The sequence below is a fragment of the Desulfosporosinus metallidurans genome (assembly GCF_001936615.1).
In the GTDB taxonomy this organism is placed as follows: domain Bacteria; phylum Bacillota; class Desulfitobacteriia; order Desulfitobacteriales; family Desulfitobacteriaceae; genus Desulfosporosinus; species Desulfosporosinus metallidurans.
Window position 1 is genome coordinate 117,375 of sequence record NZ_MLBF01000004.1, and the last position, 22,611, is coordinate 139,985.

28 protein-coding genes and 1 pseudogene are annotated in these 22,611 nt (G+C 45.0%); 10 read left to right on the top strand and 19 right to left on the bottom strand.

The features are described from left to right. Nucleotides 1–8 precede the first annotated feature (8 nt). The 16 genes from DSOL_RS04590 to DSOL_RS04665 form a co-directional block, all read right to left on the bottom strand. Nucleotides 9–956, bottom strand: a complete 948-nt coding sequence (locus DSOL_RS04590; protein ID WP_075363696.1) for a lysylphosphatidylglycerol synthase transmembrane domain-containing protein — start codon at nt 954–956, stop codon at nt 9–11. Between the two features lie 96 nt (nt 957–1,052). After that, nucleotides 1,053–1,997, bottom strand: a complete 945-nt coding sequence (locus DSOL_RS04595) for a selenium metabolism-associated LysR family transcriptional regulator (protein ID WP_075363697.1) — start codon at nt 1,995–1,997, stop codon at nt 1,053–1,055. Nucleotides 1,998–2,574: 577 nt separating this feature from the next. Beyond that, a complete protein-coding gene (locus DSOL_RS04600) occupies nt 2,575–3,651 on the bottom strand; it encodes a tungsten cofactor oxidoreductase radical SAM maturase (protein WP_075363698.1) in 1,077 nt (358 codons plus the stop codon). A gap of 33 nt (nt 3,652–3,684) precedes the next feature. After that, on the bottom strand, nt 3,685–3,984 hold the full coding sequence (locus DSOL_RS04605) for a nucleotidyltransferase family protein (protein WP_075363699.1): 300 nt from the start codon (nt 3,982–3,984) through the stop codon (nt 3,685–3,687). Further along, complete coding sequence (locus DSOL_RS04610; RefSeq protein ID WP_075363700.1) at nt 3,977–4,399, bottom strand: HI0074 family nucleotidyltransferase substrate-binding subunit; 423 nt, start codon at nt 4,397–4,399, stop codon at nt 3,977–3,979. The genes DSOL_RS04605 and DSOL_RS04610 overlap by 8 nt, the downstream gene beginning before the upstream one ends. Before the next feature lie 193 nt (nt 4,400–4,592). Continuing rightward, nucleotides 4,593–5,072 carry a putative zinc-binding protein gene (locus DSOL_RS04615; protein WP_075363701.1) on the bottom strand — a complete coding sequence of 160 codons (480 nt, stop codon included), beginning with the start codon at nt 5,070–5,072 and terminating at the stop codon, nt 4,593–4,595. A gap of 2 nt (nt 5,073–5,074) precedes the next feature. After that, nucleotides 5,075–5,476, bottom strand: coding sequence for a putative zinc-binding protein (locus DSOL_RS04620; RefSeq protein WP_075363781.1), 402 nt, complete (start codon nt 5,474–5,476; stop codon nt 5,075–5,077). Further along, nucleotides 5,469–6,341: a putative zinc-binding protein gene (locus tag DSOL_RS04625; protein WP_075363702.1), complete on the bottom strand. Its 873-nt coding sequence runs from the start codon at nt 6,339–6,341 to the stop codon at nt 5,469–5,471. Before DSOL_RS04625 ends, DSOL_RS04620 begins: the two co-directional genes overlap by 8 nt. Next, a complete protein-coding gene (locus DSOL_RS04630; protein WP_075363703.1) occupies nt 6,334–6,627 on the bottom strand; it encodes a 4Fe-4S dicluster domain-containing protein in 294 nt (97 codons plus the stop codon). The genes DSOL_RS04625 and DSOL_RS04630 overlap by 8 nt, the downstream gene beginning before the upstream one ends. Nucleotides 6,628–6,629: 2 nt before the next feature. Beyond that, nucleotides 6,630–7,004, bottom strand: coding sequence for a hypothetical protein (locus DSOL_RS04635; protein WP_075363704.1), 375 nt, complete (start codon nt 7,002–7,004; stop codon nt 6,630–6,632). An 87-nt stretch (nt 7,005–7,091) separates the two neighbouring features. Continuing rightward, the gene (gene lpdA / locus DSOL_RS04640; RefSeq protein WP_235838692.1) at nt 7,092–8,495 is read right to left on the bottom strand and encodes a dihydrolipoyl dehydrogenase; all 1,404 of its coding nucleotides are present in this window, start codon (nt 8,493–8,495) and stop codon (nt 7,092–7,094) included. Between the two features lie 207 nt (nt 8,496–8,702). Further along, complete coding sequence (locus DSOL_RS04645) at nt 8,703–9,047, bottom strand: ArsR/SmtB family transcription factor (protein ID WP_075363705.1); 345 nt, start codon at nt 9,045–9,047, stop codon at nt 8,703–8,705. Nucleotides 9,048–9,069: 22 nt separating this feature from the next. Next, complete coding sequence (locus DSOL_RS04650) at nt 9,070–10,227, bottom strand: aminotransferase class V-fold PLP-dependent enzyme (RefSeq protein ID WP_075363706.1); 1,158 nt, start codon at nt 10,225–10,227, stop codon at nt 9,070–9,072. A 58-nt stretch (nt 10,228–10,285) separates the two neighbouring features. Beyond that, on the bottom strand, nt 10,286–10,552 hold the full coding sequence (locus DSOL_RS04655; protein ID WP_075363707.1) for a putative Se/S carrier protein: 267 nt from the start codon (nt 10,550–10,552) through the stop codon (nt 10,286–10,288). A gap of 45 nt (nt 10,553–10,597) precedes the next feature. Continuing rightward, nucleotides 10,598–11,134, bottom strand: a complete 537-nt coding sequence (locus DSOL_RS04660) for a permease (RefSeq protein ID WP_075363708.1) — start codon at nt 11,132–11,134, stop codon at nt 10,598–10,600. Beyond that, nucleotides 11,131–11,610, bottom strand: a complete 480-nt coding sequence (locus tag DSOL_RS04665) for a permease (RefSeq protein ID WP_075363709.1) — start codon at nt 11,608–11,610, stop codon at nt 11,131–11,133. Before DSOL_RS04665 ends, DSOL_RS04660 begins: the two co-directional genes overlap by 4 nt. A gap of 216 nt (nt 11,611–11,826) precedes the next feature. Between DSOL_RS04665 and DSOL_RS04670 the strand changes: the two genes are divergently transcribed. The 3 genes and pseudogenes from DSOL_RS04670 to DSOL_RS04680 all read left to right on the top strand — a co-directional run. Next, complete coding sequence (locus DSOL_RS04670) at nt 11,827–12,192, top strand: ArsR/SmtB family transcription factor (RefSeq protein WP_075363710.1); 366 nt, start codon at nt 11,827–11,829, stop codon at nt 12,190–12,192. Between the two features lie 102 nt (nt 12,193–12,294). Beyond that, nucleotides 12,295–13,368: a cation diffusion facilitator family transporter gene (locus DSOL_RS04675; RefSeq protein ID WP_083642308.1), complete on the top strand. Its 1,074-nt coding sequence runs from the start codon at nt 12,295–12,297 to the stop codon at nt 13,366–13,368. A 33-nt stretch (nt 13,369–13,401) separates the two neighbouring features. Beyond that, nucleotides 13,402–13,827, top strand: a pseudogene (locus DSOL_RS04680) (BadF/BadG/BcrA/BcrD ATPase family protein); the annotation flags it as partial. A 94-nt stretch (nt 13,828–13,921) separates the two neighbouring features. Here the strand turns inward: DSOL_RS04680 and lplA are convergent. Further along, a complete protein-coding gene (gene lplA, locus DSOL_RS04685; protein ID WP_075363784.1) occupies nt 13,922–14,923 on the bottom strand; it encodes a lipoate--protein ligase in 1,002 nt (333 codons plus the stop codon). Nucleotides 14,924–15,225: 302 nt separating this feature from the next. Between lplA and DSOL_RS04690 the strand changes: the two genes are divergently transcribed. The 3 genes from DSOL_RS04690 to DSOL_RS04700 are packed head-to-tail and all read left to right on the top strand — an operon-like array spanning nt 15,226 to nt 16,603. Further along, complete coding sequence (locus DSOL_RS04690) at nt 15,226–15,855, top strand: YeeE/YedE thiosulfate transporter family protein (RefSeq protein ID WP_075363711.1); 630 nt, start codon at nt 15,226–15,228, stop codon at nt 15,853–15,855. Nucleotides 15,856–15,865: 10 nt separating this feature from the next. Next, on the top strand, nt 15,866–16,096 hold the full coding sequence (locus DSOL_RS04695; RefSeq protein ID WP_075363712.1) for a sulfurtransferase TusA family protein: 231 nt from the start codon (nt 15,866–15,868) through the stop codon (nt 16,094–16,096). Nucleotides 16,097–16,111: 15 nt separating this feature from the next. Next, nucleotides 16,112–16,603, top strand: coding sequence for a YeeE/YedE thiosulfate transporter family protein (locus DSOL_RS04700; RefSeq protein WP_075363713.1), 492 nt, complete (start codon nt 16,112–16,114; stop codon nt 16,601–16,603). 63 nt (nt 16,604–16,666) lie between these two features. Here the strand turns inward: DSOL_RS04700 and DSOL_RS04705 are convergent, their stop codons facing one another. Next, nucleotides 16,667–17,569: a selenium metabolism-associated LysR family transcriptional regulator gene (locus DSOL_RS04705; RefSeq protein WP_075363714.1), complete on the bottom strand. Its 903-nt coding sequence runs from the start codon at nt 17,567–17,569 to the stop codon at nt 16,667–16,669. 303 nt (nt 17,570–17,872) lie between these two features. On the opposite strand from DSOL_RS04705, the gene phsA reads away from it, so the two are divergent. The 4 genes from phsA to nrfD all read left to right on the top strand — a co-directional run bounded on the left by phsA (nt 17,873) and on the right by nrfD (nt 22,261). Further along, a complete protein-coding gene (gene phsA / locus DSOL_RS04710) occupies nt 17,873–20,116 on the top strand; it encodes a thiosulfate reductase PhsA (protein ID WP_075363715.1) in 2,244 nt (747 codons plus the stop codon). Nucleotides 20,117–20,202: 86 nt separating this feature from the next. Beyond that, entirely contained in the window at nt 20,203–20,784 is a 582-nt protein-coding gene (locus DSOL_RS04715) for a TorD/DmsD family molecular chaperone (RefSeq protein WP_075363716.1), read from the top strand. Then, a complete protein-coding gene (locus DSOL_RS04720) occupies nt 20,777–21,343 on the top strand; it encodes a 4Fe-4S dicluster domain-containing protein (RefSeq protein WP_083642310.1) in 567 nt (188 codons plus the stop codon). The genes DSOL_RS04715 and DSOL_RS04720 overlap by 8 nt, the downstream gene beginning before the upstream one ends. Beyond that, nucleotides 21,344–22,261 carry an NrfD/PsrC family molybdoenzyme membrane anchor subunit gene (gene nrfD / locus DSOL_RS04725; RefSeq protein ID WP_075363717.1) on the top strand — a complete coding sequence of 306 codons (918 nt, stop codon included), beginning with the start codon at nt 21,344–21,346 and terminating at the stop codon, nt 22,259–22,261. Nucleotides 22,262–22,373: 112 nt separating this feature from the next. Here nrfD and DSOL_RS04730 read toward each other — a convergent pair whose 3' ends face one another. Continuing rightward, nucleotides 22,374–22,610, bottom strand: a complete 237-nt coding sequence (locus DSOL_RS04730) for a hypothetical protein (RefSeq protein WP_075363786.1) — start codon at nt 22,608–22,610, stop codon at nt 22,374–22,376. Between the last annotated feature and the right edge of the window lies 1 nt (nt 22,611).

The following is a 22,611-nucleotide window of genomic DNA, read 5'->3' on the forward strand; positions in this document are numbered from 1 at the left end:
TTACCACCTTAATGATCTCTAAGGTAAAAAAATCCGCCCAGCAAACTAACAAACATCACCACCAGAAAAAAGGTCAAAGAAACAGCCAATGCTACTGGGGCTTCTACTCCCCAAGGAGTAAAGAGAACCACATAACTCCATTCTCGTAGTCCCAAGCCGTTAATACTTATGGGAACCATGGCCAGAGCAGAGATCAAAGGAATCAGACTTAAACACAAAGACCAACTGATGGTCACACCCATCCCCTGGAAAAGCATATAATTCATGACCACGATGATCCCCTGAAAAACTACAGACCAGACAAAAACCTTGCTCAGCATCCCTGGGCGTGATCTATAACGGCCTAAAACATTGAGGAACCCAGTCAGTCCCCCAGCCACCTTGGGATACCGAGTTAAGTAAAGAAGCAAAAACCGCCCCCAACCAGGGAATAAGAGGAGCACTGTCAAGCTCAGGACCACTGCCGCCAAGACCGGAATAACCGCCGCTACCCGACCCATGGCTTGCTGAAAACTAAAAAATCCGATGAAGCATAAAACGATAAGCCCCAAAGCCGCCCAAAGCCGCTCCGTAATGACCGATGCCGTAGCTACCGCTGTTCCAGTCTTACGACTCGTCAACGTGATTCGTACGATATCTCCTCCCATGCCTGAAGGAAGAAAATTATTGAAGAATAAACCAATAAAATAAGTACGCAGCAAAAAACCTAACTCGGGCGTTTCTATCCCCGGTTCCGTAAGAATCAACTGCCATTTATAAGCACTAACCACTATGGCCAAAACCGTGAGCAAAACTGCTTCTAACCAAGCCTCGGGGGAAAGTTGCTGCCAAACTGGCCAGACCCTCTCCCACGGGACTTTGACAAAGAGCCAAACCAACAAAAGCATTGTTCCGCCGAAACGAATTCCCTGCCGCAGCACGCCACGGCCAGACCTTATCTCTCCAGCCTTTGACATATTCGACACCCTCAAAGCTATTTAAGCATTTTTTATGGAATATTTTCCCGCCATTCATAAAGCGAGGCATCGTAATTGCGATCCTTAGTGTATTATTTATTTCTGTTCACAAAACCATGGGATTTCCGCAAAGACCCGATCCAACGCACACTTTCCTCCATGACCCAAGATAAAATCGGAAAAAGCCTGAGCAGGTCGGCGCGTATTTTGAGTGGAACGAATAACATACAGTCGACGTTTCATACTTAGATCTTTTAAGCGCCTCACCGCCAGTGTTTTCCAAGTTAAGGGACGGACAACAGCCCAAATTGAGACAATGGACAGACCCAAACCCGCTTCAACCGCTGCCACTACCGCACCCGTGCTGCCCAGTTCTAAATTCCCCCTTTTTTCCCCCAGCTCAACTCCGGCTTGAGCCAACCAACCCTCAACCGTCTTCCTCGTCCCTGAGCCAATCTCACGCCACACCATTTTTTCTCCGCAGAGATCTGCAGCACTAATCTCCTCTACTTGCGCTAGCGGATGATTCAAGGGTAGGATCAAGACCAGTTCATCCTCCGCGCAGGGATAACATTCCAACTGCCGCTCCTTCACCGGATTTCCAACCAATCCGAGATCCACTTTGTTTTCTAATACTAGACGAGTAATCTGTCCAGTGTCCCCCATCTCCACTACTATGTCTACTTCTGGATAATTTTGGATGAATTCCCCTAAGGCGAGCGGCAGTATATACTGCCCAGGAATCGAACTCGCTCCTATACGCAAGGATCCTTGAACGGTTTTGCTCATTTTAGACAACGCCGTTTCCGCTTCATCCATCAAACGAAGCGCTTCTAACGCATAACGATAAAGGAGACGACCTTCTTCCGTAAGCACGGTTTCCCGAGCGGAACGATCAATTAAGGTTTTCCCATAGTATTCCTCCAGGCTTTGGATGTGCTTGGTTACGGCTGGCTGGGTGAGGTTAAGCTCTCGCGCGGCTTTACTAATACTTCCGCTTCGAGCCACCATAACCAAGGTCTGCAAACGTATCAGATTCACATTATCAACACCCTTTCGATCAAAACATGTTATTCTCCATATATTATAATATTCCTTCATAACGAGTATTCTATTTTGGAATACTCGTTATGAAGCTGCATTCCTACAGGTTGTTCTAGAATCAAGAACAGTCTATCGGACGAAGACCTAGATCTGTAATTGCTCTATGTCGCCATAACCCAAGCGCGACATCGCTTATTCAGAATGAGTTTAATTGCTTGCCAAGTGCCCCTGTAAACCATCTTTTCGGATTAAAATAACTTGGCTGGCGCCAAGCGCTGGCCATGGATGGCCGAGTGTGTAGCCAAGACTCGAACAGGACGTTCGAGATTAGATGCCGCCAAGGAAGGCAAGGCGCCGTGATGGCGAAAAGGGACCCTTATCGAAGGCGACTGCCTAGTTGCACTTATGCCACCTGAAACTTATACTTTCTGATTGGTACTAGAAATAACCTTGCTTTCATTGACATGACTACACCCCTTTCACAAATTTGTGATTAGAAATTATTAAAGCCCTCCACACTTTTATGTGTGAAAGGCTCTTGTGTCTTAAGTTATCATGCTCTGTTAATTCCAACTCACGGACACACCGTTATTCCTCGTGCCCAAAGACAATCTCCGCAAGAGGGAGCATTCCCCAAACAATCCATGTCTGTGCGAGCAACTATGTCGCACCCATTGACAAACTCACAATCCGTACAGGAAGGATATCCACCGGTTATCACTTTGTAGCGATAATTCATAAACTCAGGCGAGGTCCAGATTCCTAACAGTGATTGCTCTCTGAGTGAACCAAAACTGTGGGCCTCAATCTGCTTGCGTCTTCCAAACACATATTCTGGATAAGAATGCAAAAACCGATAACAGGGAGAAACCTGTCCATCCCAGCGTACAACTGCACTTTGAGTTTCCACGAATCTGCAATGCCGATCTGTTCTTAATTGACTTTGGGGTAAAATAACATCCATCCCTTTGGCTAAGCCCAGCAAAAAACCCTCTTGAAACGTTTTCTCGGTCTCTGGACTTAACGCAGGGTGATAAAGAGTTTCCGCCATCATCTCTTGGCGCATCGGTAAAATATGGGAAACAAAGATCCGATTGACCCCTAGTTGCGTAGCCTGGCGCACAGTTTCCTTCAAAAAGGGAAGAGTACTCTTCATAGCCACAAATTCCCATACGATCTCTGGTTTCCCCATCACCCGCCGCTCTGCTATATGACGCGTGCTCTCTAAAAGCCCTTGTACATTTTGATGCCGGATTGCAGCGAAGGCCTGAACATCGGTCGAATCAACGGACAGGACGATTCGAGCCACACCACGAGAAATTAAAAATTCAATCAACCGATCATCTAAAGTAGTCCCGTTTGTCGTCACAGTCACTTCATATCTTGGTGCGAATAGTTCCACGGCTTGACGGAAATTATCCGCAATCGTTGGTTCCCCAATCCCCCCCAGAATCACTTCCTTAAGGTCAGGAAACCCCGCTAACTCATTTGCAATAGAACTTAGAACCTCAGTCGACATATCCCCCAAAGGTTCTTGCCAGTTCTGGCGGTAACACATTTCGCAAGACAAATTGCAACGGTTGGTCAACTCCAAATAAAGGCGTTCCATCGATGGGGAAGGATGATAGACTATCTCAACTACATCTTTCATTCTGAATCTCCTCAATATATTATTCCAACACCACTATGCCGTGTAAATCACCTCATACCCCTGTTCAATCACCTTCTTGAACTCCGGAGAAATAGCATTCCAATCCAGTATATCCACCCGGAAAGGAAGATCAGACTCTTGAAAGGCTTCTTGGATATTTTCCATCAAAGTCCAATCCAATTTGTCTTCTCCCTCAATCGATAAATCCAAGTCGGAGTATACTTTGGCAGTCCATTTATAACGTGATCCGAAAGCCCTGACTTCACAATGAGGAACAAATTCCCTAATAATATCCAATATAATTTTTAACTGTCCTTCCGAAACGCTAATCATTTCGTACCTCTAAAGCCTTCAAAAACCCTTTTGCGTCCTCTAGGAAAAATCTCGCCTTTTTAAAGATTACATCTGCTACATCACTGTCGTAGGTATGTGACGTTCTATTCCTCAAATCATGGTATACAACCCATGCCTCAAAGTCAGTAATTAAAAGGTTTTCTGCCGCATACCTAAAAAGTTGCTTTCTTGTAACCCCCTCCATCATCCCCGGCGTTAAATTCACTTCCAACCATCGTTTCATAAACTTCCAACAAAGCTCGTAGGAAAACTCAAAATTCTGTATGATAGCAGCCTTATAAACCTCAATTTCGTCCTGCTCAATGTTCCCCTCAGAAAGCTTTCTATTTGTGAAATTCCAAGCCCTTTCTAAAGAGGCTACTGCCTTTTCCAAACTGCTTAATTCCAAAGACATACGATTTTCCTCCTAATTTTTTGAATAAGTGGATTATATCTCCGTCAAATAGTAGCCGAAGCTTTCTATATCATATTATTGGTTTATTTGTATGAGGTCAACATCAAAAATTACATAAATTTCTAAATGAGCGATGTATCGAGAAAAGAGACGCGCCACCTTCGACACGTCTCCAATAGTATTTATTATATTCTCAACAACCGCAACCACGGCCCCCAGAGGGTCCTGTCATGGCCAGACCTTTAGCCACTAGATCTCTTTGAGCAGCCCTCAATACCTCGTCAAACTTAACCGTTACCTCGCTGACCACCTTATCAACCATGGCTTTGTGTTCATCCGTCAGGTTTCTGGTGGACAAAGCTCCTGCTTCGGCAACGTCCTTTCCGATAAAATCCGAAACATCGATTGCAGCACTCACCTTACCACTATATTTCTCAGTAGCCCGTTTGGCGCATGCTTTAGAACATCCATCCACGGAAATTGTCGGAAATTTTTCAGCAAATCCCCGTTCTTCCACTCCACCCGCTAGAAATAGTGGCAAACATATCGTCACTGTCGCACCCGGACGAACTTCATCCAGCATTTTTCGGGTTGCTAGTCTTGAGATTGTACCTCCCAAACAGTCTTCGCCGCTACAGGATACAACCCCAATTTTAACCATATTTATAGACATTATTAACCCTCCCTGCTCAATAGTTTAACCTTTTCGGAAATTTCACCGGCAATTTCATCCGCAATCAGCCAGCCTTCCTCCGTGAGTTCCGTGGCGGTTCCGGGTTGGGCCCCTTTGTGTTTCCGAAAGGAATCGATGACCCTCACCTTTTCTGCGACGATGCCACCGGCCAGCTCCGCATTTTTAGCCGCGCACATGGCAGGGCATCCATCAAGGGTAATACACTTTTGTCCTTCAATTAATTCCTTGGCCTCTTGATCCCCTGTCACGATATAAGCGAGACAGACCGTGCTGGCTTCATTCGGGCACAACTCCTGAACAACCTTCAAGGCACTTTCCCTCGCCACTAGGCCATAGACCTTGCCCATCCCACTGCAGGGAATTACTTTGATCCTCTTAGACATGGAATTCATCTACCTTTCTCTTTAAAATCGTGAAATATCCCTCAAACTCAAGCAGCAGTTCTTTATCGCTTTCCCAATCGGATAACTTTATTTCAGCGATCCAGCCTTTTTCATAAGGATTCTGATTAATAAGTTCTGGGGCAGCCGAAAGTTCTTCATTGACAGCGGTTATCTTACCCGACACAGGGGATACCACTTCAAAGACAGCTTTACCCGATTCAATCTCGCCTAGCTCACCAAACTGCTCCACTTCGTTTCCGACGACGGGTGGAGTAAAAAACATGATATCAGATAAGCTTTGCTGGACATAATCCGTGACTCCTATGCGAGCTTTATTACCTGCTATATACACCCAACTGTCGTTTTCATTGAATAAGAAGCCTTCTTTAGGCACTCGGAAAATAAATTTGTCCTTTTTGTACACTTCATAATCATACGTTTCAGGGTAGACCGTTTCGCTTGTTGATAAAGCTTCACTTCCTTGTGCCGTTTCCATTTCCTTCTCCCGGAGTAGTTTATCGGCAACCATTTCAGCCAGTTTCAATTCCTTTTCTCCAAGCCTTAAGGAATCTCCCAACTCAAGCCCCCTGTTTTTAGCTTCTTCAGTTACCGTAAGTTTCGTGGTAACTTTTAAGCCCTTTTCCGAGGCAAGCTTGCTGGCGCACCGCGTCTGGCAGCCATCAATCACAAGTAACGGCTTCCCTTGTGCGATTTTAGTATATCTGGCATCCGCCACTCGATATAAGACAGGGCAAATCATGTCACTCTCTGAATTTTCGACAAGGTTTAACGCTATTTCCCGGGCGATACAGCCTGCGCCTTTGTCCAGCCCATTGCAAGGTAAGACAGCAAAGCTTTTACTCATTGCCTGCCATCCCCTTTCGAGTTTCCTTGATCTTCTTGGTTGTCTCTCCCTTATCCGGGAAGGTTATGGCATCCACGCCACAGGTTTTTCCGCACGCACGGCAGAAGACGACGCAGTTGTCCGGATTTTTCACAATCAGCTTTTTCTCCTCAGTTTCCCTAACTTCATACACTTGGTGCGGGCAAAATTTGACACACTCCATGCAATAGTTGCATTTGTCATAGTCAAGAATTGGGCTCCAGTCGATGGTGTTTCTTGGAACTCCCATAAACGTGTCTTCACTCATGCTTATCCCTCCGCTTCGATTTGTTCTACCAATTCTTCCACCTTTTTGAACGCCGCTTCATTGGTCATATCCCGAATATCGAGCATATAGGCATCCTTTTCGATGTCCAGTCCTGCATCTTTGAAAGCCTGTTTAAACATCTTTCTTTGCATATTCGGAGCACATGCACCAATGATGACCTTTCGGTGAGCTTTCAAATAATCTGCCAGGAATCGGTCCCCATCTTCTTCACATAACTGAGGGTGAATAAATCCGTATTCTACCGGCAGCTCGACCCTGACCTGATTGATGAAATCCCAGATATCCATACTTTGAAAACCTGGGCATTTCCCTGTGCAGACGCACATAATAAATCCGGGTAATTCTTTTTCTGACATTTTCATTCCTCCAATTTTAAAATTAGTAGGATTCCTATGGGACCCTCAAAATCAATTTAGGATTCGTTGGTTTCAGGCTAAGGCCTATTATTTATGAATGGCCCTGCCAATTGCATCCCCACACGCTTCCATCACAGCTTCTGCTAAGGCCGGGTGGGGATGGATCATATCCGCCAAGACATCGGCTTTGACCCCAAGACTAACTGCCAAGGTGATTTCCGAGAGCAATTCTGAGGCATGAGGTCCTAAAATTCGGGCTCCTAAAATAACCCCCGTGCTCTCCTCAGTTATAACCTTAACAAAACCTTCCCGCTCTCCATGGCATAAGGCCCTGCCGTTGTTTCGAAAATCAAAGCGTCCCACTTTGACAGCAATACCTTGTTCTTCGGCTTGACTTTCACTCAAGCCCACTGAAGCCACTTCTGGATTAGTATAAACGCAGGCGGGCACAGCCCTATAATTCAGCCTGCTATTCATCCCCATGGCATTTTCGGCCGCCACTCGCCCTTCGGCAAAGGCCAAATGAGCCAGAAGACTGCCCCCGATCACATCACCAGCTGCATAAACCCCATTCACGTTGGTTTCCATACGGTCATTGACCAGAATAGAACCTTTCATCACCTCAACGCCAAGAGCACTAATGTCAGGAGATAGTCCAGCCAACTTTCTCCCCACGGCAACTAAAACCTTTTCCGTGAGCAGCACCATTTCTTTGCCATCTTCACTAATCACTATAGTTTCGAGTCCATTTACAGACTTGGAAATCTCTTGAACCTTTGAGCTGAGTGCAAATTTAATTCCTTGCCTCTTCATGATTTTAAAGAGTTCCGCGGTTATTTCCTTATCCTCATTGGGTACGACCGTCTCTTGAGCTTCGACCACGGTCACCTTAGAACCCATCGAGTGATACAACGTGGCAAATTCCATACCAATGGCCCCTGCCCCTATGATGGTGATACTTTCAGGAATCTCAGTGAGTTCCAGCGCCTCATCGCTCGTGATAACACCTTCCAGCATAATACCTGGTATATCAGGGATTAAGGGCTCAGAGCCTGTAGTAATAATTAAGCGATCACAATTAACCATCGTTTCTCCATCCTCGGTTTTAACGATCACCCTTTGAGAGGATTCAATCCACCCCCTTCCCCGCAGAACTAAAATCCCATTCTTGGCCAGCAGATGCTCTACACCCATTCTAAGACTTTTTACCACTCGATCTTTTCTAGCCTTGCCAACGCTGGCATCAATGGATGAAACTGTTGCAGTTATACCCACTTCTTTAGCCTTATTAAGCATAGCTAAGATTTCCGATGTTTTAAGTAAGGCTTTAGTTGGAATACATCCCCTATTGAGACAGGTTCCTCCTACATCTCTATCCTCAATAAGTGTCACTTTTGCACCGAGCTGGGCCGCACGTATGGCTGCTACATATCCGGCAGGACCCCCGCCAAGAATGCAAATATCTTTGGATAGTTCCCTGCTATTGATCACCGAAACACCTCCTTATTATTATGAAATTATCATATGCTAATATTATACTACCGTTTTATTTAATTTGCACTATTACTTACATGATTATTTTTTCGTAGTTGTCTCGATGAGATATAAATTTCTTTTCCTATTTAAATAGCACAGATGCTCTAAAACAGAAAACAAGAGAGGCATCTGTACTTTCTGTACAAATGCCTCTCTTGTTTCTTAATCCTGATCGAGTCCGTCCTTTGTCTCAATCTCCTGCATGAGCCGATGATTGAAGTTTAACTCATTACTGATAAGATCTTGGGCTTTCTGTAACACTGCCAGAATCTCCTGGTGTTTAATTTGATACATCACCTGCAGTCCCTGTTTTCTCGACTCGATGAGATTTTCCCGACGCAGTACCGCCAAATGCTGGGATACATTCGACTGCTCAAGCCCAAGCTCAGAAATGATATCACAGACACACTGCTCACCAAAACTCAAATACTCTAGAATTTGCACCCTCGCCGGATGAGCAATGGCTTTGAAAAGATTACTTTTCTTATATAACATCACAGTCTTCATAATAAGCTCCTATCGAAATCTCCTAAATTAAAAAATTGATACTTTCCTCTGCTACCTTTTTTACCGCCTTCAGAGCCCGCTCAATCTCTTCCTCACTCGTGAAATGGGAAGGACTAAAGCGAACAACCCCCTGTTTTACAGTTCCTAGCATTCTGTGGGCATGGGCAGCACAATGTAATCCGGCCCGGGCAATAATTCCCGCTTTCTCTTCTAACATATAGCTAGCTTCTACAGAATCGAGTTCTCCAATGTTAAAGGCCACAATGGGAGATCGACGCTCCACCATGTCATTTCCGTATAGCTGAACCCCGGGAATCTCTCGTAAACCGTTCCATAATTTTCGACAAAGTGACTGTTCCCTGACCCTTATTTTATCCACACCTTCACTGAGTATGTATCGTACTCCCGCTCCTAATCCGGCAATCCCTGCGCCATTCAACGTGCCGCTTTCCAACGCATCCGGCAAAAAGTCTGGCTGACGATCCTCTTCCGAAAGACTTCCCGTCCCACCGTAAATCAAAGGCTCCAACTGAATCTCTGGTTTAATAATGAGTCCTCCCGTCCCCTGAGGTCCCAAAAGACCTTTATGTCCGGGAAAGGCAAGTAAATCCACGGCTAGGCGTCTCAAATCAATAGGAAAAACCCCTGCGGTTTGAGCAGCATCTAATAAATAGTAAGCACCATGCTCATGGGCAATTTGCCCAATTTCCCGGACTGGTAACAGGGTGCCTGTCACATTCGAGGCATGTAAGGTCACCACTAACTTAGTGTTAGGTCGAAAAGCCTTGTCGTAGGCTTCCAAATCAAACTCTTTACCTGGTAGGCCCGGAACTTCGCTAACCTCCACCCCTCGCTGTTTCAAGGCCCAAAGCGGACGGGCCACCGCATTATGTTCGATGGAGGACGTGATGACATGATCACCCCGCTGCAGAAGTCCAAATAACGCTTGATTCAAGGCATGAGTGGCATTCTGGGTAAAGATAACCCTAGTCGGATCATCTGTGCCGAACAAACTACACAAGTCTTCCCTTGTCTGATGAATGAGCCTAGCCATCTGCATCGCTGCGCCATGCCCTCCTCGACCGGCATTTCCTCCCTTGTGAACAAGGGCCTCTTCAATGGCGTCCACAACTTGTTGAGGTTTCGGCCAAGTCGTCGCTGCATTATCCAAATAAATCATGAGACTACAGCTCCTTTCTAAACGACGCAGAGTTTCTCCCCTTACTCTTAATGCATCGTCACCATACTAATGAGAAAAATCCATCCTCACGTGCTTCATACATCCCTGTAAGCACAACTCCGTCATCAATTAGATCATCAACGAGCGCTTTTCGATCCAACGGAAAGCACAACGAGGTATTGCAACCGGACCGCAAACTTCGCGGCGTAGGAATACTGGCATAAGGGCACTCGTAACGGGTGAGGACCTTCTCTGCGCCTAAAGCTTCCGTTAACGATGGGAATGTGATTAGAGCCCTATACTCTTTCAGCTTCCCATATAACATTTGATAGCCCCCCCCCTCCTGTTGTTTCTTTTCGAATAGTTCAGCTTATTTTGAGCCAGCAGCTTGATCATGGATATACTGCTTCTCTTTTTCGTTCAATAACCTCTCTGTGATATAGGCAATCAGCATAATCCCTGGTATATCAATCACAAACCGGGTCATCATGAACTTCCACCCCATGGAAGAAGCCTCAAATAAGAGCATCGGTATTTTAGTGGTTGACCAGGCACCAATAAAAATTAAGACATTAGAAAACTTGCTTCCCTTCTGCAGGAGCACCCCTGCTATGGGAAACGCTGCGTATAACGGCCCGGCTGCTGCCGAACCTAAGAAAAATGCTATCAGAATCCCCAGAATTCCAGATTTCTCGCCCATCAACTTGATCATTGTTTCTCGTTGTACCCATACATCTAAGAGTCCCAATAAAATAAAGATGGGTGGTATAACCGAAAGCATTTCCACAGTATTGCTCCAAGTAATGTCTATTGACTTTTGACCCACGGATGGATACAAACTATAGACTACGATATTAACGACAAGCAGGGCTAAGAAATACTTATATCGTTTAAACAGCATTTTCATTTCAACACCACCCCGATGGCTATTGCTACTATAAACGAAAATACGAAGGCTAAGCTATTCCTGAGTATGGCAGCCTTTTTGCCGAAATACTTGATTTCCAGAGGGACTGTCACAATCCCGACCATCATTAAGGTTGAGATAAATACAGCGATTTGCATAAAACCAGCCCCACTTTTCAACAAAGCCGACGCTAGTGGAAACGCTACAAAACCTGGTATTAAGGTGATTGATCCAACCAGAGAAGCCATTAACATTCCCCACCACCCAGATTTCTCCCCAATTAATCCAGAAATCACTTCAGGACTCAATACTGCCAACATGATTCCAATAATCACTAAAATAGACAGGAACTGTGGTAGGATATTTTCAAAGGACTTCCAGGCCTTCTTTAAGGCTAGGAAAGTCTTCTTCTTATCCTTTATAAAGGAAAGGACAAGAAAGCCGAAAGCCACAATGTACATTAGAATCGTAAACATATTAGCACTCCTTCTCAGTATTAATATTACTATCTTATAATATACTTAATATGATACTCTCATCTGCTTCTTTGTCAATATCTCAAACCCGCCTTTACAAACATTCAAGCAACTATTATAATGTCTATAGAATTCCTTATGGAAAACTTGGCTTAGTTGCTTCTGCTGCGCTTTAGCCAAGGATGCTAGGACCGTATTTAGAAAGGAGGAATCCGTATGAACCGTCCAGGTCATGATCATCTATGCCCAACCGATTGCCGTTCTCCTCAACGTATAAGTGAATTAACTCATTCTGTAGCAGAGATCGAAGGGGTTACCCCTATTTTTAAAGCGCTCGCTGATGAAACACGGGTTAAGATTATTTATGCCTTGCTCCTTGAACCCGATCTTTGCGTCTGTGATATTGCTCAGATTACAGAGATAACGGTCTCCGGAGCTTCCCACCATTTGCGTCTCCTTAAAGCCATGGGTCTTGCCCGATCCCGCAAAGAGGGCAAGCTCGTTCGCTATAGTATCCACGACGAACACGTTAAGATTATCTTAGAAAAGGCACTCGACCATAGCAACCACCTCCCAAAATAATCAGTTTCGGGTAATAATTTTTTTAGTTAAACATTCAAACGTATGTTTTAATGTAAATATTATAAAATTAATCTATAATCATAAACAAGGAGGAGATTACCCATGTCAAAACCTAATGAATCATCCGTTGAATCCATAAAGCAGGAACAGGAACAGGAACACAAACACGATCATGATCACCAACACGAGGCAACCCATGTTCACAATCAACCGGGGGCAAGTCACACAGATGATCATGCCGGACACAACCACGGTGCCCTCGGGGGGCACGTGCATGCCACAGGAACCAAGTTAAAGTGGGCCTTTTTGGCTACCTTCTTCATCTTGGCTGTGGAAGTCGTTGGAGGCAGTTTAGCGAATAGCTTAGCCCTTCTCAGTGATGCCGGACACGTACTGACCGATGTTGCTGCCTTAGGCCTTGCTTGGTTTGCAGCCGTTCAAGCGCAGAAATCTCCCACCCTTGATAAAACGTTTGGCTATCATCGCACAGGAATATTAGCCGCTTTAGCTAATTCCCTGACCTTAATTATTATTGCCTTCGTGATTTTTTATGAAGCCTTCCACCGGTTTCAAAATCCCCAGCCCGTGGAAAGCACAATTATGTATTTGAGTGCAGGGGTTGGCGTGATTGTTAATCTGGCAATCGCTTTTGGCTTCCGAGGCGGAGAAGATAACCTCAATGTCCGTTCCGCCCTTCTCCATGTTTTGGGAGATGCAGCAGCCTCAGCAGGAGTTATCCTTGGCGCCATCATCATGCAATTTACCCACTGGTATGTGATTGACCCGATTATCTCCGTTTTAATCGCCCTGATGATCGCTTGGAACGCTTGGAAAATTGTCAAAGAAACCCTTCATATTTTGATGGAAGGGGCCCCAGACAATTTCGAGTATGACCACTTACTAGCGTTTGTTCGGACATTACCAGGTGCCAAGGATCTTCACGATCTTCACGTTTGGAGTGTGACTCCGGAACGTGTTGCCCTCAGTTGCCATCTTGTTGTTGATCCCGAAGGTTCACTTGAACGGAGCACAGAAATCATCAAACAGCTTAAGCACTATATCCTGAAAGAATTTGGGATCTCTCACACGACGATCGAACTAGAAGTAGACCAGTGCAAGTGCACAGAGCTTCTTTGCCCCGAGACTCTCTGGGAAAGTGGAAAAGGCGCGCATTAAGCCAGTGGAGGAGAAAATGAGTAACATTTTAAAATTGGACTCGATGTTGGTTCCACAACGGTCAAACTTGTTGTGTTGGATCCGGAGCAAACAATTGTCTATAAGAACTATCTTAGGCATTTCTCCAATATTCGAACGACGGTCGTCTCCATGCTCGAAGAGGCCAAAACCATCCTGCATGGGCATGTATTGACCCTCATGGTGACTGGGTCTGGAGGCTTTAATATTTCTAAGACCTTAGATGTCCCTTTTATTCAAGAAGTGATGGCTTGCTCACAGGCCATTAAAATCCTTATTCCCAAGACCGATGCCGCTATAGAACTTGGCGGTGAGGATGCTAAGGTCACTTATTTCGGAGACTCTCTGGAGCAACGTATGAATGGGACGTGCGCCGGAGGGACTGGGGCCTTTATTGACCAGATGGCTTCTTTATTACAAACGGATGTTCAAGGCTTAAACACACACCCTGCCAAATTAAAGAGCCCCCTGCGATAGAAAACAAGAAGAGTAATCTATCTAGACATGCTGGCAGCCTAACAGGAGGTTTTTTTGATTAAAACTCTGTTTCACTAAACCATAGAACAACATCTTTAATAATCATCGCTTGATTTTCAGTTTGACTGTCCACCTTTGATAACCGCTTAATCATCCTGTCTTTCCTAAAAGAGCATCCTTCAAGGCCTTTCCCGATATCTCTGATTAGTCCCTCTTCAAGTGCATCCGAAAAAACCTGCACAGCATCTACGTATCCATCTTTGAAGCAAAACCCGAATTCCACCTCTCCCCAACCAAAACGACGGCTAATAGAAACGTCAAATTTTGGTGTTTTGCCAAATCGCCATTCCCAAGAGGAATACTTCTGAACTAGGGACTCGATGTTGAGGTTATCGCAGTCCACCGCCATTTTTTCAACATTCCCCCCGTAAACTTCACAGAAACTCTCTTCCATACTTTTGACCACATCCGCTAAGGTGATCGCTTTACAAACTTCCGTTAGATTGACCACTCTAGACTGAACAGAATCGATCCCTTTGGAAATGATCTTTTCACGAGATACCTGCAAGTAACGACTAAGCTTGGTTAGGTCGCTATTGATCAGGATGGTGCCATGGTGCAAAGCACTATCTTTATTAAAAAAATAAGCGTTACCGGAAAACTTCTTTTCCTCAATCACTAAATCATTACGCCCAGAAAATTCAGCCTTTATCCCAAGCTTTGTTACCGCCTGCAAAATGACAGTGAGCTGCTTTGAGAGATCATAATGCTTTTTATTCATAATGAAGGTGAAGTTTAAATTACCCAAATCATGGAATACTGCCCCCCCTCCAGATAATCGGCGGGCTAGTTTCCCGCCGTCTCGTTCCAAATCCAGATGCCGACATTCTTTCCAGGCATTCTGATTTCTGCCGATGACCACCGTGTTATCATTCTGCCATAAATAAAGTATTACCTCATCCTCGGTTATTTGTTCTAATAAGTATTCTTCAATGGCCAAGTTCACCCACGGATCGTACGATAACGATTTGATGATGCGAGTTTGAATCTGAGAGATCATAATCCACATTCTTTCTTAAATTTTTATTAATCTCCAATCATTTCCTTGGATTCAATTAAGCGTTATTATAATTTTATAATATAATAAACATAATACTCCTTTTCTACATTGTCAACACCGATTCCAAAAATGAAAACGATCCAACGTCGTAATGACGTTGGACCACCGAATTAAACCTCGTCAATATGCCCCAATCCCTGAAAACGACGTGCCTGTCCCCCTGTTTAAGCCCATTGACAGGCTATACTAAAACGATTATCCTTAAATTAAATATGTTAATATACCAGAAAAAGGAGATCAAGATGGGGACTAATGCGTTTCATTCCCAACAGAAATGGAACCTCGGATTTATCGTATTTCTTTCGTTGTTACTTGTTCTTCTTGCTCAAATAAGTATTCATCTCACTCTGATTTTTGCTCTAGGAATTAGTTTGGGTTTTGTCTTGCAAAAGTCCCGTTTTTGTCTTGTGTCTGCTTTGCGTGATCCTATCTTAATCGGCATGACTCAGCTCACCCGAGCCTTTCTTTTGCTTCTGGGGATTAGTATCCTTGGCTTTGCGCTGGTTTCCTGGGGAGCATCCCAGAGAAATATCCCGTTGATCCTCAATGTTTTTCCCTTGGGCGTACATACCGTTGTCGGTGGACTATTGTTCGGGATCGGGATGGTGTTGGCCGGCGGCTGTTCTACGGGAATTCTAATGCGTATTGGGGAAGGATTTGCCATGCAAGGGGTGGCGTTTTTCGGCTTGGTTGTGGGCGCTGTTTTGGGAGAGAGGTCGTTAATATACTGGAGAAATCTCTTTGGTGAATGGCCGGGGATTTTCTTACCAGATCTTTTAGGTTGGGTTCCAACCCTTATTCTGGAAATAGCCATGTTGGTGGCCTTATGGCAGTTGGCTAAATGGTGGCAAAATAAACAACTGGGGGAGTAGGTGAACGACTGTGGCTCGTTTTGAAATTGAGATATGGGGAGAAATGTGTCCGATTCCCCTAATCAAAGCAAAAAAAAAATTATTGTCCATGGAATGCGGTGATATCTTAGTCTTAGAGACTGAGCACAGTTGTACCTCAAGGGGGATTGTTGTTTGGGCCAAAGCCAATCGGTATCTTATTGAAGAGGAAGAAGTGGCGAATGGCATATGGCATCTTGAACTGACGAAAACGCATGATTAGAGAGAGTGTGAAACCATGAAAAGGACTTGCCAGACAATCATCCATGGCCCTTGGGCTTATTGGGTAGGGGCCACTATTTTGGGTGTGCTCAACCTACTTGTGCTAATCGTGAGACATCAACCTTGGGGGGTCACTCAGAATATCGAACATTGGGCGGAATGGATTGGTACTAACCTGGGAGTGCTCGATGACCAAGGATTTACGTTTATGGGCTTAATGACTTCCTCTGGGACCTATTTGAACCTCGGGCTGCTGCTGGGTGCCTTTTGGGCAACGCTAGTCGCTTCTCAGGCTCGATTCCGGCCAATCAGAAATAAGAAGTTCTTTTTTTCCGCCTTAATCGGTGGAATGCTCATGGGCTACGGAGCACGGATTGCTTATGGTTGCAATGTCGGTGCCCTGTTGAACGGAATTGCTTCGAGTTCTCTTACCGGCTGGATTTTTGCGATTGCGGTCTTTTTAGGGACTTGGATAGGGTCAAAACTCCTCGTGAAATATTTACTCTAAAGGAGCTGTAACAAAACTTGTTTTCAAGTTGGGTACAGCTCCTTTACGATTATTTTTGTAGTTTCAACACAGACAGCTTTCTTCAGGATTCGTAAGGAATTTAATGAATAGCTTTGTTTTCGTGGAAAGGGAACGATTGTTAGGATAAACAATATTGAAAACTAGAGGCATTTCCATGCCGGTAATCGTAAGTACTTTAAGTGTTCCCGTGTAAGCTTCTTTGCGCACGGCAAGTCGTGGCACAACCGATCCGCCTAATCCAGCCTCTACGGCAGATTTAATAGCAAAAATTGTCGTCATCTCGGTAATCACGTTCAGCTCGTTCACAGAATAGCCATGGCGGGCTAGCGCTGTGGCGAGAATTTTTTTTGTGCCTGATCCGTCTTCGCGCAGAATTAGCGGATGCTTAAGAAAGTCTTGCAGGGAAATAACCCCTCCTTCAGCGGGATGGTTGGGAGGGACAATAAGAACTAATTCATCCGAGGTGACAGGAAAGGCTTTAAGGGAAGAGGACTCTGTATCTCCTTCTACAACGCCGATATCGACTTCATCAGCCATAACCATGCGAAGAACCTCTTCAGCATTGGCAATATTTAGGCAAAGCTCGACTTCAGGGTATTCTTCTTTAAATAAATAGATGGAGCAAGGAAGGGAGACATTTCCGATCGTGGTACTTGCCCCAATCACAACTTGATTGTTTTCACGTTGGAAGACAGTTTCGATTTGCTGTTCCATCTCGTCATGAAGGTCAAGGATCTTTTGCGCGTAGGTATAAAAGACTTCTCCGGCCTTGGTCAGTTTCACGCCCTGCGAAGTTCGGTCAAACAATGGTCCTTGGAAATAATCTTCTAAATTCTTAACATGTGTGCTAACGGCCGGTTGGCTCATATGCAACATTTTCCCTGCTTTTGAGAAACTTTGCTGGCTCGTTACCATGCAAAAGATCTTGAGTTGGTTACTGTCCAAAACAATTTCACCATCCTAGGTTCTTAGATTATTAACATCTAAGAGTATTGTATAGCCCAGCACTTTAGAATTCAATGAACCAAACAATGGCGTTATTTAGTTTGTTGATTTGAGACAAGGCGCGTTGACAGCGGACGATAGGGATTCTTAAGTAGAGCCTATAACTTGTGCTTATATGCACATAAGGATGTAAAATATGCTTTATAAAGGTAATAAGAGTCATATTGTCGAATTGAACTTGTGTAAACATTCTCAAAGCAATTTATCTCATAGGAGTTCAAACTTGAATAGGAGGGAAACGCCGTGAAACGGAGACAGTTTTTAAAAGGTGCGCTTTACGGGACTGGCGGAGCCATGGTTGCCTTTGGTGGCTTTGGAACGCTAACAAGACTCGATCCTAGAAATGCTGAGGCAGCAGCCAACGATTCTGAGAAAACTGTGTATTCGGCCTGTGAAATGTGCCGAAATCAATGCCCTATCGCAGTGCACGTTAAAAATGGAAAAGTGGTAAAAGTGGATGGTCACCCCGATGATCCGGCGATGGGTGGGTCACTCTGTGGCAGAGGACAAGCCGGTCCGTCACTTCTCTATGATCCTCAGCGTATTAAAAAGCCGATGATTCGGACAGGAGCCCGCGGAGAAGGAAAGTTTAAAGAAGTGAGCTGGAATGAAGCATATCAGTATATCTCAGATCAACTGAAAAAAGTGATTGATAAGAGCGGAGCGGAATCCGTTGCGCTGGCCAGTCGCAAAGGACCGCATGACTTATTCTTCAGAACGATTGGTCAAGGAATCGGTACCCCCAATATGTTTTCTCATGAAGCCACTTGCCCTATGACCCGTTCTGTGGCACTAGACACGACGTTTGGCACCGAGGGGATTTCTGCAGATTATGGAAATACGAAGTACTTGATCTCCTTAAGTCGCAACTGGTTTGAAGGGATTCACGTTCCTCAAGCTAAAGCAGTAATGAAGGCCCTGAATAACGGAGCCAAAATGGTGATCCTTGATCCACGCTTCAGTGTCAGCGCTTCAAAGGGGGAATGGATGCCCATTAAAGCCACGACAGAGCTGGCCTTTGTCATGGCGATGGCCAACATCATGATCAATGAGAACCTTTATGATAAAGACTTTGTTGCGCAATACGTTGAAGGATTTGATCAATGGGCTGAAGCGGTTAAAGATAAAACGCCGGAATGGGCTGCCCAAGAGACCGGTCTGGCGAGAGAAGATATTGTTCGCGTGACACGCGAATTTGCTGCTGCCAAGCCGCATGCCATCCTTGACTTTGGCTGGCGGACCGCTTTAACAACGAATGATTTCCAGTTGCGCCGAGCGATTATGATGGTCAACATGATGATTGGAAATTTCGAAGTGGCTGGTGGCTACTATCAAAATAAGGTAGCAAGTGTTCTGAAGAGCTTCCCCGAGCAAGCCGGGTATGCCTTGCCCCTGGGTGGGTTGAAACGTCCTGCTTTCCCTAAACCTGCAAAACCTCGGATTGATAACACGGGAGTCAAGGGAACACCCGGCCAAATTATCCCAGCGTACGATGGCGGTGTGGGTCAGATTCCAATCAGTATTTTGACTGGTAAGCCCTATCCTATTCAAGCTTGGTTAGTCCATCGTTTTAATCCAATTATTACGCTTGGGAATAGTGAGCAAACCATCGAAGCCATTAAAAAACTCGACTTTATCCTGACGTGTGATGTCTACATGACAGACACTGCGTACTACTCGGATGTCGTGTTACCAGAGAATACCTATTTGGAGCGTTTTGAGCAAGTCTACGATATGTCCGGCTTGACGCCCAAATATGTCTTGCGTCAACCCGCTGTTTCCTCGGTTTACGCGGATACTAAGCCCCATTGGCAAATTTACAAAGAACTGGGCGAAAAAATGGGACTCAGCAAGTTTTTCCCCTATCAAACTATTGAAGAGGTCTTGAACCAACAGCTAACTCCGGCAGGGCTCACCTTAGACCAAATGAAAGAAAAAGGGTTCTGGATTCCGTCGGGTATGAAACCGTTCTATGTGAGATCAACTGACCCTAAAGCCGCCCTCCCGTTAATCGCCACTAAGAGTAAAAAAATCGAGTTCTTCTCCGAAGAAGTCGAAGAGGCTACTAAAGAGGGAATTCCCGTTTATGTTAAGCATCCTCAACCAGAGGAAGGAACGTTCCGTTTTGTTCAAGGTAAAGTTGCGGTGCACACCAATGCAGGAACGGCGAATGTCCCCGTACTCAATGAATTAATGTCCACGAATTCACTGTGGATCAACACAGTGAGTGCGAATAAGTTGGGCATCAAGGATGGAGACGACATTATCATCTCGTCTGGAAAATTTGAGCACAAAGGAAAAGCAAAGGTGACAGAAGGAATTCGTCCAGACACCGTATTTGCATATCACGGCTTTGGTCGTATTTCTCCAGAACTGAAAAGGGCCTATGGTAAAGGGATTAATGTTAATAAGTTGGTAACAGGTCAACTTGGTACCGTTGCAAACTCGGTGACCTCCATGGATTTCGTGACCCTTAAGAAAGCTTAGTGCGTCCTTCGCGAAGTTCTACATTATGCCCAAACTAAAACATGTAGTCAAAAGGATTGAAGGTTTGTGGGGGAGGAGAATGAACCTTGAACGAGAACACAGTCGCAGAACTTTATTTATCCTTTGCCAGTTTGTTTTATCGGCCTTGCCAAGATATTTCTGAGCACTTGGAAGAGTTAATCGATGTTTGGCGAGAAGAGCTTATTATCCCAGATGCAAAAATCGCTGAATTATCAAGGTTCTGCATCGGCCATCCTGCAGGAACTGCTCGCCTCGATGCCTTGTGGGAGCACTATATCCCGCTCTTCGAAACAGGGGCAGTGGAAGCACCTCCTTATGCTTCGGTCTATTTTAGCGAGGACGGTCTCGTGATGGGGCCCGAGGCGTTTGCCGTCCGACATGTTTATGAAACAGCAGGGTATGGAATGGGAGAAAAGGCAGAAAACCTTCCCGACCACTTGGCCGTTGAGTTAGAATTCGCGGCACTCCTGGCGCGCGACGGCGAAGAAGAGCGCTTGGAGGAATTTCGGCAAAAACATTTGCTTCCTTTTTTAAGCAAAATATTACCACTAATCCGGGAGACTCGGCGCCCCGTATATGCACACGCCGCTGAAATCTTAGAGAACTGGCAACTGAATCTAAAGAAAGAGGGTGACTCCGTTGGCTAAACATTATGCAATGATTGTACAAGTCGCTAAATGCATCGGCTGCCAGGCTTGTACCGTTGCTTGTAAATTCCAAAACAATGTTCCCGAAGGACAGTATAGGACTAAGACGCCTTCCCTTGGCATCAAAGGGATGTATCCAAAGGTCAAAATGACGTTCGAAAAAGAAGCTTGTCAAATGTGTCAGGATGCTCCGTGTGTCGCTGTGTGCCCCACCAAGGCATCTCATTATAATGCCGATAACCTTGTCCTAGTCGATAGTGATAAGTGTGTGGGGTGTAAGTATTGCATGACTGCTTGCCCCTATGACGCGCGTTTTATTAGTAAAGAGACTGGGGCAGCGGATAAATGTACGTTCTGCTATGAAACGAGAGTTTCAAAAGGACAGAAACCTGCGTGTGTCTCGACGTGTGTGGGTGGAGCATTATCCTTTGGCGATATTAATGATCCTGCGAGCGATGCCGCAAAATTGTTGGTTAAATTTAAGAGTAGTGTACAGGTTCGCAAGCCAGAGTTGGGTACGAAGCCCAGCGTGTACTATATCTATGAGGGGGTGAAGTAAATGGATGTAACTTGGGGTGCAAGTGTTGGAAGTGAGATAGCCTGGGGAGGGGTTATTGCAATTTATCTTTTCCTGGCAGGGATTGCAGGAGGCGCCTTTCTAACATCAGCGTTAACTGATTTACTCAGTAAAAAACGGCCAGAAAAAGTGATCCGTTCAGGTGCCTATATTGCTCCAGTTGCCATCGTCATTGGTTTGGTCATGTTGATCGTTGACTTGGGGCGCCCGTTAACGTTTTGGGAGCTCTTGATTAATGTTAACTTCCATTCCGTCATGTCGTTGGGTGTATTTATAGTTTCCATCTTCACCGCCTTTTCCTTTGCCTACGCTTTCTTGGTATGGACGGCAGCAGCTGCCCAAAAACAGGTTTTGGTTACCAGTGCGGGGATGGAAATGGCTGCAACGAGTTCCTTTCAAGGGCTGCAAGTTCTGCGTAAACCAGTTGCTTTGGTTGGTTCTCTAGTAGCGCTGGGCACTGCAACCTATACCGGATTTTTGCTCTCGGCAGTCACTACGAATAGTTTATGGCATGTGTCCTTTCTCGGAATTCAAAGCATTCCGTTTTTACCGATTTTGTTCTTGGTATCAGCTCTTTCTGCAGGCTTAGCCGCAACCTTGATCGGAGCAAATGGCAACGATCTTACCCTTTATAAGAAAACAGATATCGTACTCCTTGCTTTGGAAATGATTCTTTTAGCCATTCTCTACGTTTCCGTGGGCTCCATGTATTTCAGTGGGAGTATGGCCTTGCTGTTTTGGCTTGGGGTCGTGGTCATTGGACTGTTATTGCCCCTTATCCTCTCCATCTATGGGGTGAGTGCCCATAAAAATCTTGTTCTTCCCGTGAGTAGTATGGTTGTTATTGGCGGTTTGTGCCTACGGTGGTTTGTGATTTATTCAGGTCAATTGTTTAAATAAAGACTTCGGCGCATCCTCCATTGATATTCACTTTAAAGAATGAGGTGTGGAAACACGATAAACCCGAGGAACTGGTGTCACAGTTCCTCGGGTTTATTAGGCAATGTCAATCTTACATCCGCAGACCATTATTAATGCTAATTTTCATTTTTCGCTTTCCTAATTCTTGCTCTACTAAAAGAAGGTGTTGTATGGGAGGCAGGGGTTCGCCATCCTCTATAATTCTTTCGATGAAATATAGGCAGTCGGTTTTCTCCTCTTGTGAATTGCTCAACGTTTTGTACTTAAAACAGCTTATAAGGTCGTTGTTATCCTCAATACCCAAACCGCAGTTACGACATGTTTCCATG